The sequence below is a fragment of the Pseudomonas sp. EL_65y_Pfl2_R96 genome, assembly GCF_963970905.1.
Classification (GTDB): domain Bacteria; phylum Pseudomonadota; class Gammaproteobacteria; order Pseudomonadales; family Pseudomonadaceae; genus Aquipseudomonas.
Genome location: NZ_CAXAQH010000055.1, coordinates 1 through 12,515, shown reverse-complemented (window position 1 = coordinate 12,515; position 12,515 = coordinate 1). Strand labels below are relative to the sequence as shown.

At 57.5% G+C, this 12,515-nt stretch carries 8 protein-coding genes; 6 read left to right on the top strand and 2 right to left on the bottom strand.

What is annotated here, in order from left to right:
* The 6 genes from AACY49_RS28850 to AACY49_RS28825 all read left to right on the top strand — a co-directional run.
* Positions 1-723: IS3 family transposase (locus tag AACY49_RS28850; protein WP_339527569.1), on the top strand; the 723-nt coding region annotated here is incomplete at its 5' end.
* Positions 724-787: 64 nt separating this feature from the next.
* Positions 788-1,840, top strand: coding sequence for an RHS repeat-associated core domain-containing protein (locus tag AACY49_RS28845; RefSeq protein WP_445262666.1), 1,053 nt, complete (start codon positions 788-790; stop codon positions 1,838-1,840).
* A gap of 89 nt (positions 1,841-1,929) precedes the next feature.
* Positions 1,930-2,547, top strand: coding sequence for an Imm43 family immunity protein (locus AACY49_RS28840; RefSeq protein WP_339527568.1), 618 nt, complete (start codon positions 1,930-1,932; stop codon positions 2,545-2,547).
* Positions 2,548-2,729: 182 nt separating this feature from the next.
* Positions 2,730-3,344 (top strand): Imm43 family immunity protein, encoded by a 615-nt coding sequence (locus AACY49_RS28835; RefSeq protein WP_339527567.1) that lies wholly within the window; start codon positions 2,730-2,732, stop codon positions 3,342-3,344.
* 32 nt (positions 3,345-3,376) lie between these two features.
* On the top strand, positions 3,377-3,859 hold the full coding sequence (locus tag AACY49_RS28830; protein ID WP_320393613.1) for a DUF4265 domain-containing protein: 483 nt from the start codon (positions 3,377-3,379) through the stop codon (positions 3,857-3,859).
* Between the two features lie 75 nt (positions 3,860-3,934).
* On the top strand, positions 3,935-4,156 hold the full coding sequence (locus AACY49_RS28825) for an immunity protein Imm33 domain-containing protein (protein ID WP_339527566.1): 222 nt from the start codon (positions 3,935-3,937) through the stop codon (positions 4,154-4,156).
* On the opposite strand, the gene AACY49_RS28820 is transcribed toward AACY49_RS28825, so the two are convergent.
* Both AACY49_RS28820 and AACY49_RS28815 read right to left on the bottom strand, forming a co-directional pair.
* Positions 4,157-5,524: a lysozyme inhibitor LprI family protein gene (locus tag AACY49_RS28820; RefSeq protein WP_339527565.1), complete on the bottom strand. Its 1,368-nt coding sequence runs from the start codon at positions 5,522-5,524 to the stop codon at positions 4,157-4,159.
* Positions 5,525-5,712: 188 nt separating this feature from the next.
* Positions 5,713-12,465 carry a VCBS domain-containing protein gene (locus tag AACY49_RS28815; protein WP_445262667.1) on the bottom strand — a complete coding sequence of 2,251 codons (6,753 nt, stop codon included), beginning with the start codon at positions 12,463-12,465 and terminating at the stop codon, positions 5,713-5,715.
* Positions 12,466-12,515 lie beyond the last annotated feature (50 nt).

Sequence of the window (12,515 nt, the reverse complement as noted above, 5' to 3'; positions counted from 1 at the left end):
GTGGTCGAAATCCAGCAGCAGGTTAGCGAGCTGCCCAGCTATGGCTACCGTCGGGTCTGGGGATTATTGCGTCGCGCCCGTGAAACCCAGTTGCTGCCGGCGATCAACGTGAAGCGGGTTTACCGGGGCATGCGTGATCACAACTTACTGCTGGAGCGGCGCATCAAACAGCCCGGGGTGCCGCGTCGGCACGAAGGCCGTATTGCGGTGCAAACCAGTGATACACGTTGGTGCTCGGACGGCTTTGAGTTCCGCTGCGAGGACGGCGCCAAACTGAGCGTGACCTTCGCCCTGGATTGTTGTGATCGCGAAGCCATCGGTTGGGTCGCGAGCCCGACCGGGTACAGCGGCGATGATATCCGCGACTTGATGCTGGAAAGCGTGGAGAAGCGTTTTGGTGATCAACTACCCACCACGCCAGTTCAATGGCTAAGCGACAACGGCTCGGCGTACACCGCCGAACAGACACGCCTGTTTGCTCGACAGATCGGTTTGCAACCAGTGACCACCCCAGTACGCAGCCCGCAGAGCAACGGCATGGCCGAGAGCTTCGTGAAGACAATCAAGCGTGACTACGTGGCACACATGCCCAAGCCGGATCGAGAAACGGCGTTGCGTAACCTGGCAATTGCCTTCGAGCATTACAACGAGCAGCATCCGCACAGCGCCTTGAACTATCGCTCGCCGAGGGAGTTCAGGCGCTTGGCGGCAGCATCAATTTAACGGGGAGTTGGTGTCCGGTTTGGTAGGGGCAAGTCCAATCCGCAGGCCCCTGGATCAGGAACCCGTGCGCAGCAAACGTCTCGATAACTTGTTGCGTGAGTACGCAGGCACGCACTATGACTACGACAAGCGCGGAAATCAGGTCAAGCGTTGGAGTAATGGCAGTGTGTGCGAGATGCGATGGGATCTGTTCGATCGCCTGGTGCATTTCGAAGATGACCGTCTGGCAGTGGATTATGCCTACGACCCACTCGGTCGCCGCCTGCACAAAAACTCCCGAGCGCACTATAAGCATCGTCCAGAGGCCGGATCTCTGTGGAATCGCAATGAACATGCACGCAAACAACGTGAGTATGGTTGCGGCTTCACGATGTTCGGTTGGGACGGTGACAATCTGGCGTGGGAGAGCAGTCCCGCTCAGCTGGATGGTGATACCGGACGCACTGTTCATTACGTATTTGAGCCCGGTACATTCAATCCAGTGGTACAGGCGCTAAGTCACCAGCCCATTCGTTTAGTACCTCAACCCATTTATGGTGATGTTTACACACCGGACGAGGATCCGCTGTGGAATCACGCGCCTGTTCCTCAACCGTTTGATGCGATTGCGTGGTATCAGTGCGATCACCTCGGCACGCCACAAGAACTTACCGACCAGCAGGGTGAAATGGCATGGAGCGCGCAGTACAGGGTGTGGGGACAAGCGATTGAACAACGCTCATCCTCGGCCCAGCGACAAGGGTTGAATAACCCGATCCGCTTCCAGGGCCAGTATCACGATCATGAGACTGGACTGCATTACAACCGCCATCGGTACTACGACCCTGGCGTCGGTCGCTTTGTGTCTCGCGATCCAATCGGATACGCCGGCGGTATCAACTTCTATCAGTATGTGATCAGCCCGACCCAGTGGATCGATCCGAATGGGCTGTGCAGTAGCACGCTCAATCGGGCATTGGGTGGCAAAGCCCATGACAAAATGCAGAAAACCAAGCGTGTTTTTTACCATTGTGGGTCGCATGGTAAGGTCTATACGCCAATGGTTGAAAATATGGTTGAAAAAGTTCGTGATGACTATGATTCTGGCGATATCGATAAGGCACAGGCTCGCACCTAGATTTCAGCAATCCAATCCAGACTAAGAACGAGTTTGTCTGTGCCTGGAACAAAACAACGTCGAGTTCGATGAATAGGGAGTTGTACGTCATGAATTATTATGTACTTTCTCAAAAGGAAGACTCTGGCTGTCCTATAGGGATTATCTATGCCGATCTTTTCGATAAATTTTATCCCAATACAAAGGGCGTTGAGTTTGGGTTTTTTTCATGGTATGCGCAAAAAGGGAAGCCCGGGCCACGTACACCTTTCCCCGAAGGCATGGTTTTGATCTCCAAGGATAAGTACTATGATTTTGATATTCGTAGTGTTTCCCGGTTTTTTTATGTAGTAAGTGATGAGTTTTTGGCTGCTTGTAATAGCCTTAATGTAAAAATGGTTGACAGTGTTGCAATTGAGGTTGTTTCCGAGGCGGGCAAGCGTATCTCTTCAAAAAATTACAACGCTGTATTGTTCGATGAGATGGATGTTCGGACAAATTGCGATCCGGCCTCTACGTTTGTCGAGGAAAATGGTAGGCCCATCAGATTCAAGAAATTAATTCTCCCTGATGATTGGAAGTTGGATGTTTTCAAATACAGGAGACTTGTTTCAGGGAGTGATAGCCTGATCTGCTCTCAGTCGTTCAAGGATTTGGCGACCGATTTCAAGGGCATTGAATTTACCCCTTTGGAAACAGTTGTCTGGTCTGGGATTCGACGAATTTGAAAGGTACAAATCTGGGTTTTCAAGTGGACGAAAAAATCAATTCTGTTAAATGTTGATAAAGAAACCGCCCAACAGGCGCTGATGTGTTTTTTTGCGCATGAGGCAGCTGATAAAAGTTTGACGTGGGATATTAAAGGCTGAGGCTACTGAGCCATCAACCATTATTGACGGTTGTGAGCGGAATGGAATATTACGTACTTTCTCAAAAGGAAGAACCTGGTTGCCCGGCTGGCTTCTTACAGGCAGATCTTTATGATAAATTTTACTCAAATACCAAAGGTGTCGAGTATGGATTTTTTCCGTGGTATGCAGAGAAGATTCATAACAAAACGCACACGCCCTATCCAGAAGGTATGGTGCTTATTTCTAAAGATAAGTTCTATGATTTCGATATACGCAGTGTGGCGCGTTTCTACATAGTCAGTGATGATTTTATGTCTGTTTGTAGCGAGCTGGACGTAGGTGTTACTGACGCTGTGCCTATTCAGGTGGTTTCCAAAGGTGGGGAAACTATTTCATCCAAAAGCTACAATGCCGTACTTTTTGAAGAGCTGGATGCGCGCTCGGAGACCGACCCTGCTTCTACTTTCATAGAAGAGGATGGGTTGATTTTTAGGTTCAAGAAATTGGTATTACCTCCCGAATTCAAGCGTGACTTGTTCAAATTCAAGGGGTTGATTTCAGGAAGTAATACGCTTATTTGCTCAGGCGCATTCAAAGAGCTTGCGAAAGGGATCAAAGGGGTGGAATTTACTCCTTTGGAAAGCGTGCTCTGGTCGGCTATCAGGCCAATTTGACGAATTTGAAAGGCACGAACCTGGAGTTCCGAATGGACGAGAAGGTCATCCCTGTTCTGATTCAGGTATTTGCAGGCGACAGCGATGGTTCTGTATTCGAGGAACTTCCGGCTCGTCAGGTGGGGGCGGTAACCTATGAACTGCTGTCCTCACCTGGCCTGGCGCTGAATATGGCCCGTGGAGATGTCATCTCTATCGAAAACAGAAACACCCATGCGGTGGTTATTGAGCGAGGTGGCAACTTCTGCATCCATATCTATGCCGACTATATCCCTGCTGAGGATATCGCCGGGCTTGAGAGCTATGTCGGTTGTGAGTTGGGTGGAACGCTGGATGGTGTGTTCAAGGGCAATCTCTCGCTCGCCGTTCCTGCGAGTAATGGGATGGACAAGATCAACGCGTTTTTTAATCGGTTCTGCGATAGAACCGGGATTCAATGGTACTACGCGAACATCTATCAAAATCTGGATGACGATGATGACGAGGCGCTTTTGAATTGGTGGCTCGAAGACTGAAGCAACTGAACCATCAATCGAATTGGTATCCAGGGAGCTGTTCTGAACGAAGGTGATTTGGTTTTTCCGGATGCGATGGAAAAGATCATCTGTGAAAAATATGGGATGCCTGTGCTTCCCCCAGAGAAAATAGGCGCCATTGCGGTACAGACGCTTGGTCAAGCTCCAATCTACGGCAGCAGAGTCGAGCTGCCGGAAGGGGGAAATGTCAGCTGGTTCAGACACCACATATTTGAAAGCCCCACACAGAGTGATCTGGTGGGGCTTTTTTGTGGCTGTCCATCGGTGAATAACTGACTAAAAGTTTTCAGCCCCACCTTCGGCCTTGCCAATCGATGTGCTCACTTGTGCGATATGTCGACGTCCGTTGACCGAATAACTGCGCTCCTGGTCTTCAGATCCCGGTTTGCGCAACGTCAGTAGTGCAAACAGTCCGTCCTTGTCGCCGTAGCTCCCGTACCAATTGATCAGTCTTGCGATGAAGCACTCATTCCCGATGACCACCGGCATATCGGCGACGGGTTCGACCGCGTAGTAACTCGCCCCGAAGCTGTAATAGTCATCACTGTCTTGTACTGAAGAGGGGATGGGGCAGATCGGAGTTTTCTGCCGGGCAGTCTCCAAAGCTTCACCTGCATTCACTTTGTTCAAGGCTTTCGCGAGTACCTTTTGCAGGGCAGGCTCCAGTTCGAAAGCGGTGGTGCCGTCCTCCAGATATTGAGTGTGGGGCACTGTCAGTTGATAGCCGTAGCGAACGGTCAGTGTAGGCACTTTGTTATTGATCTTCAGGGGATTGAGAAGAAAGACCTGGTCAACGCCGTAGCTACCGTTTCGGTAGGCGACGTACATTTTTCCGCGAGCCTTGATCCAGTTCACGGATTGGTTGGCGCCGCGTTCATTGGTATAGAAAAGTGGGCCGGATTCATGGGCAGGCCCCGATGTCCTGCTGATGAACCGGCCTTCACTGCGACGGTAGGTTTGCGTGTAACTGAACATCCCGGTGCCGCCGGAATAGGTTTCTACGATAAGGTCACGCTGTCCGTCGCCATCCATATCCATCAGCGTGTATGAGGTGTTCCCGGATTCAGCGGCGTCGTCGATGCCGGACGCTTTCAGCGCCTTCCACTCGTCCTCCGTGACATCTTGGGGAATACTCTTGGGAAAGAGGGATTGCTCATCTTCACCCGGGTCGCCAGGGAATGACGTTGTGCCGCTGTCGAACGCCATAGAGTTGAGTGCCCGCTCCAGCGCAAACTCCGGATTATCCTTGCTCAGGTCCTGGATGCGTTGTTGCAAATCCTCCATCACCTGTTTGTCGACGTCGTCGGGTTGATAGGCAACGGAGTCGACCCATTGCACGTGCAGTGCCTGCAAGCGTTCGCGATAGTGTTGGTCCAGGCAGGCGACGTCTTCGACGCATTCATTGCGCACTTTCAACCACTGGCGCTGAGATCTCTTCAGTTCAACCTGCGCCTGCGAAGCGGCGCTCATCAGCGTTCGATAGGTCGAACCCATTTGCGTATCCAGCTCATACAGCCCTTTGTTTGCGCAAATTGTATTTTCGACAGCGTTTGCCGCTTTTGTGCAGTCCATTCCGGTCGCCAGTGCGTGCTGGAAAAACAGCAGTGCGCAGGCAGATACGATGTAGCGTCCTTTGATGTACACGATGAAATCCTTTTCCAGGGTAGTGCACATTAAACTACGCAGCCCAGAGGTTCATCTAACGCGTTACATCCGCCGGTGAATCAACCAGTCAGGGGTCATGCAGCGTGAGCGAAGGAGTTGAGTAGCCAGATAATGGTTCGACCTGCCCTGGTCTCCACAATCATCAACTGCTCAACTCCAGCCCAATATCACGCCGTCAGCGCATGCTCGGCATCCCCGAACCAGGTGCGCACCAGATCGGGCCCAGGCGTACCCGTGTGGTCAAGCACCGCCACATCGACGAAGTTCTTGCCACTACTTGCACCATCGGTATCCACCTTCACGGTGAGGTCGCTGCCGGTCTGCACCACTTGGACAAAGTCCGACACCTGGCTGGTGCCACTGACAAAGTTGGCCTTGAGCAGTGCGGAGAGGTCGATTGTGTCCCCTTCGGCGAAGTTGTAGTCGAGGATATGGTCGCCGCCTTCATTCACGTTGAGGTAGGCGAACACATCGGCTCCCGCGCCACCGCTGAGGGTGTCTTCGCCGCCACGACCCACGATGATGTCGTTGCCGTCGCCGCCACTGATCGTGTCCGCGAGCATGCTGCCCACCAGCGTGCCGCTGGATTCACCGTGGTAACTGACCTGGGTGCCGGCCTGGCCGCCGTCGGTGACCTGGAAGTCTTCCACCGTGTAGTGCCCCAGCAGGTTAACCTCGGCTCGATGCGCACCGTCGTCCACTGTCAGCAGGCCGCCGGCGCCAGAGGCGTTGGCGTTGTAGCTGAGTTGGGTGTTGGCGCCGAAAGCGAGATCGCCGAACATCAGCAAGTCATTGCTTTCCAGACCGAGGATGCCGACCAGCGAGCCCGCCGTTTCGGCCTGTGCGATCACCAGCGTGCCCGCGCCTTCGCCGTGGAAGGCAACAGACCCGTGTGCGGCACCGGAGAAGGTCAGGGTCGCGTCGCCGTCGATGGTGGCGCTGCCGTCACCGGTCACGTCTGCCAGCAGGCGCAGGTCGCCACCGTTGGCCCACAAGTGGCCGGTGTTTTCGACCGTACTGGCAACCGTCATGCCGCCTGGGCCTGTGGACTCCAGCACCCCGCTGTTGGTGATGGTGTGGGTACCGGTGTCGAGCACCAGGCTGTTCAGCCCGCTGGCCATGATCAGCCCCGCATTGATCAGCACCATCTGCCCGGCGCCCAACTGGCCGGCGCCGGAAATGCGGTTGTCGATGTTGGTCAGCACGGTGTCCGCACTGCCGCCGAAAATCACGTTTTGTGAGTTGTCGGATAGCAGCACCTGGCCGCCACCGCTCAAGGTCGCGCCACGGAACAGAATCTCAAGGCTGGTCGTGCTGCCGGCGGAGCCGAGCTCGATGGTGCCGCTGTTATGGATGCTGCCACCGAACGGCATGATCGCGCCGTCGGCAATGGTGAGGGTACCGGCGTTGTTGGTGAGCGGGTCCACATCGAACTGGAAGTTCGCTTCGCTCAAGTTCGCTGCATCGACACCTTTCAGGGTGATCGTCTGGCCGGTGCCTATGCTGACCAGTGCATTGCCGTTTGCGTCGTTAGTGATGCTCAAGTCAGCAAAGCCGGTGACGCCGGTGAAGCCGATCAGGTCGATCTTGTCCGCTGCGGCATCGAAGTTATAGATCTGGTTGTTACCGATCGGCTGGGCGAAGACGAAGGTGTCGGCACCGGACGAGCCGGTCAGGTTGTCGTTGAGGGACAAGGCGAAGATTGGTGAGCCTGGGGCGTAGGCCTCTACGTTGTTCGAGACGATGGCGCTTCCTGTCGTTCCGTCTGTATTGGTCCAGGTCTCCGTTACGAGCAACACCATGGCGCCGACGTAGCCTGCCGTCGTAGTGACGGTGAGTACCGAGGGATCGATAGTGGTGACCGACCAGCTGCCGTCGCCGAGATGCGTGGCGCCGTTCACTATCCAGTCCGCTGGAACTCCGGTGATCGTTACCGTGACAGGAAGACTGTGATCCGCCGACGGGTTGGCCAGAGCCAAGTTGATCGGCTCGCCGGCGATGCCTGCCGGGTGGGTGACCGACCATATAACGCTGGTCGTGCTGAACGCGCTGGTACCCCCGCCTGAGCCAGGGTCGACCTTCGTCGCAAACGTGCCCGACGTCTGATCCCACGCCTTGTAGGTTAGATTACCCGCGTTTCCGTTACCGGTCATGCGTACTAAGTCGCCGCTACGCAGCAGCAGCGCCGAGCTCGTACTTACCGTGCCGACATCTGTCCACGTCGATCCACTGTCTGTTGAGTACTGCCACTTGCCATTAGAGCCATTTGTGCGGGTCGCAGCGGTGATCGCGATGCCCTTCAGTGCACCACTGTCCACATCCGTGGAACTCAGGAACGAACTCACCAACACCCCGCTGCTGACGTTGACCGACGTCGGAACTGTCCCGGACAGTACCGGCGCGTCATTGACCGCGGTGATGTTGATGTTGATCGTGTCGCTGTCGCTCAGTGCTCCACCAGTGCCCGTGTTGCCACCGTCATTGGTCAACATGGTCAGGGTGACCGTACCGTTGGCATTGGCAGCCGGGGTGTAGGTCGGCTGGTTGGCGACCGTGGCCAGGTAAGTGTTGATGTTGGCGAGGGTACCCGTGAGCATGATGCTGCTGGTGCCCGAGCCGCTGACCGAGACACTGCCTGCTGTAGCGGCCGTTAAGGAGCCGCTGCCGACCGTGAGCGTGACCGAGATGCTGCCAGTGCCTGCGTCGACGTCAGCCACCGACAGACCGCTGAGCTTGAATGCGGTGTCTTCATTCGTCGTGTAGCTTGCCGGCAACGTGTTCACCGGTGTGTCGTTGAGCGCGGTGATGTTGATGTTGATCGTGTCGCTGTCGCTCAGTGCTCCACCAGTGCCCGTGTTGCCACCGTCATTGGTCAGCATGGTCAGGGTGACCGTACCGTTGGCATTGGCAGCCGGGGTGTAGGTCGGCTGGTTGGCGACCGTGGCCAGGTAAGTGTTGATGTTGGCGAGGGTACCCGTGAGCACGATGCTGCCGGTGCCCGAGCCGCTGACCGAGACACTGCCTGCTGTCGCGGCCGTTAAGGAGCCGCTGCCGACCGTGAGCGTGACCGAGATGCTGCCAGCGCCAGCGTCGACGTCAGCCACCGACAAACCGCTGAGCTTGAATGCGGTGTCTTCATTCGTCGTGTAGCTTGCCGGCAGCGTGTTCACCGGTGTGTCGTTGAGCGCGGTGATGCCGATGGTGACGCTGTGCGAGATACTGCTGTCGATGCCGTCGCTGACCAGAACGTTCACCGTCCGATCAGAAGTGGTCGGCGTATCGCTGGAGTTGTTGTAGAGGATACCGTCCAGAATCGTCTGGTAGGTGGTCTTGGTGGCCGAACCGGTGATCGACAATACGCCGGTGCCGGTGGTGTAGCTGACCGTCAGGCCGGCCGCTGCCGTAGTGGCGCTCGCGTTAAGCGATAGCGACTCGGTGGCGTTGCCGTCGGGGCGCACCGTCAGCGTCGCCGTCATCGAGGTCAGGTTGGCCGAGTCGATGTCGGTGATGGTCGCCGACGGGGCGATCAGCACGGAGGTCTGTTCGGTGAAGGCCGCGGTTGCGTCGTTGCCGGCGCCTCCACCGTTCAGGTCGGTTACCGGTGCATCATTAGTGCCGTTGATGGTGACGCTGACCGAGGTCTCGGTGCCATCAGCACTGAATACCGCGAAGGTGTCGGTCAGGCTGTCACCGACATTGAGTGCGTCGAAGGCCGAATTGGCGGTATAGCTCCAGTTACCCGTGGTATCGATGGCGAAGATCCCGTTTGCGCTGGTGGTGCCAGACTGCGCCTGGAAGCTTTCCGGGCTGTCGATATCGCTGACGGTCAGGCTGCCACCGGTGGTCAGCGGAGCATTGGTTTCGGTCAGCGTGACGCTGGCCGAGGATAGCACTGCGGCGTCGTTGCTGCCGGTGACGGTGACGGTGACCAGTTGGGTGTCGACGCCGCCGAGGCCATCGCTGACCTGTACGCTGAACACTTCGTCATGACTCTCGCCGGCCTTCAGTGATTGCACGGCACTGGCGATACCATCGCTGCCGTTGGCCAGGGTGTAGGTCCACTGGCCGCTGCTGTCCACGGTGATCGAGCCGTAGGTTCCAGTTGGCGAGCCATTGATGGACCAGCTGGCGGTGGCATCATGATCGATATCGGTCGAGTTGAACTGGCCGCTGATGCTGAGGCTGGTGTCTTCCTGCACGTTGCCGGCATCATTGCCGGTGGCGAAACTGAGCACCGGCGCGTCGTTGCTACCGGTGACGGTGATGGTCACCAGATGGGTATCCACGCCGCCGAGGCCGTCGCTGACCTGGACGCTGAACACTTCGTCGTGACTCTCGCCCGCCTTCAGTGACTGCACGGCACTGGCGATGCCATCGCTGCCATTGGCCAGGGTGTAAGTCCACTGGCCGCCGCTGTCGACGGCGATCGAGCCGTAGCTGCCGGTTGCCGAGCCATTGATGGACCAGCTGGCCGTGGCGTCGTGGTCGATGTCGGCCGAACTGAACTGGCTGCTGACGCTGAGCGTACTGTCCTCCTGCACCGCACCCACATCATTGCCGGTCGCGAAGCTGAGCACCGGCGCGTCGTTGCTGCCGGTGACGGTGATGGTCACCAGATGGGTATCCACGCCGCCGAGGCCGTCGCTGACCTGGACGCTGAACACTTCGTCGTGACTCTCGCCAGCTTTCAGCGACTGCACGGCACTGGCAACGCCATCGGTGCCATTGGCCAAGGTGTAGGTCCATTGGCCGCTGCTGTCGACGGCGATCGAGCCGTAACTGCCGGTATTGGACCCGGCAATGCTCCAAGTGGCGGTGGCATCGTGGTCGATATCGGTCGAACTGAACTGGCCGCTGACGCTGAGGCTGGTGTCTTCCTGCACCGCGCCGACATCATTACCCGACACGAAGCTGAGCACCGGTGCATCGTTGCTGCCGGTGACGGTGACGGTCACCAGTTGGGTGTCGACGCCGCCGAGGCCATCGCTGACCTGCACGCTGAATACTTCATCATGACTTTCGCCGGCCTTCAGTGATTGCACGGCACTGGCAACGCCATCGGTGCCATTGGCCAAGGTGTAGGTCCACTGGCCAGTGCTGTCGACGGCGATCGAGCCGTAGCTGCCGGTTGCCGAGCCATTGATGGACCAGCTGGCGGTGGCAGCATGATCGATGTCGGCTGAACTGAACTGGCCACTGACGCTGAGCGTGGTGTCTTCCTGCACGTTGCCAGCATCGTTGCCGGTGGCGAAGCTGAGCACGGGCGCGTCGTTGCTACCAGTTATGGTGATGGTGACAGTCTGCGTCGCCGAAGCAGCGTTAGCCGCGCCACTGTCGTCAGTAGCAACCACCGTGTACGAGAAGGTGATGGTTTCACCCGTGCCGAGGAAGTCGAGGTTCTGGCTGGTGCTGTAATCCCAGCTGTCCTGATCGACCGAAAAACCGGCGGCCAGTGCCGAAGCCACGCCAGCATTGAGCGTGCCACCGCTCCAGGTGATGTCGTTGTTGGCGGTGTGCGACACGGTCACCGTGTCGGTGCTGTCTAGATCGGTAAAGCTCAGGACGCCGCTGTCGCTCAGCATCACCGCGCCATCGCCTTCGTTCATCGCCCCGGTAGAGTCGGCGATCGTCAGCGTTGGTTGGTCGTTGGTGCCGGTGAGGGTGATGGTCACGGTCTGAGTCGCCGAAGCAGCATTAGCCGCGCCGCTGTCGTCGGTGGCGACCACCGTGTACGAGAAGGTGATGGTTTCACCGGCGCCGAGGAAGTCGAGGTTCTGGCTGGTGCTGTAATTCCAGCTGTCCTGATCAACCGAGAAGCCGGCCACCAGTGCTGAAGCCACGCCCAAATTGAGCGTACCGCCGCTCCAGGCGATGTCGTTGTTGGCGGTCTGCGACACGGTCACCGCGTCGGTGTTGTCCACATCGGCAAAGCTCAGGGCGCCGCTGTCGCTCAATGTGGCGGTGCCATCGCCTTCATTCATCGCGCCGGTGGTGTCGGCAATGGTCAGGGTTGGCTGGTCGTTGCTGCCGGTGACGGTGACGGTGACCAGTTGGGTATCGACGCCGCCCAGGCCATCGCTGACCTGGACGCTGAACACCTCGTTGTGACTCTCGCCGGCCTTCAGTGATTGCACGGCACTGGCGATACCATCGCTGCCGTTGGCCAGGGTGTAGGTCCATTGGCCGCTGCTGTCGACGGCGATCGAGCCATAAGTGCCGGTATTGGACCCGGCAATGCTCCAGGTGGCGGTGGCCGCGTGATCGATGTCGGCCGAACTGAACTGGCCGCTGACGCTGAGGCTGCTGTCTTCCTGCACTGCACCGGTATCGTTGCCGGTGGCGAAGCTGAGCACGGGGGCGTCGTTGCTGCCGCTGACGGTGATGGTGACCAGCTGAGTATCCACGCCGCCGAGGCCATCGCTGACCTGCACGCTGAACACCTCGTCGTGACTCTCGCCAGCCTTCAGCGATTGCACCGCACTGGCGATGCCATCGCTGCCGTTGGCCAGGGTGTAGGTCCATTGGCCAGTGCTGTCGACGGCGATCGAGCCATAAGTGCCGGTATTGGACCCGGCAATGCTCCAGCTGGCGGTGGCATCGTGATCGATGTCGGCCGAACTGAACTGGCCACTGACGCTGAGCGTGGTGTCTTCCTGCACGTTGCCGGCATCGTTGCCGGTGGCGAAGCTGAGCACCGGTGCATCGTTGCTGCCGCTGACGGTGACGGTGACCAGCTGGGTATCCACACCGCCGAGGCCATCGCTGACCTGCACGCTGAACACTTCATCATGACTTTCGCCGGCTTTCAGCGATTGCACGGCACTGGCAACGCCATCGCTGCCGTTGGCCAGGGTGTAGGTCCATTGGCCAGTGCTGTCCACGGCGATCGAGCCGTAGATTCCAGTTGGCGAGCCATTGATGGACCAGCTGGCGGTGGCATCGTGGTCGATGTCGGTCGAGCTGAATTGGC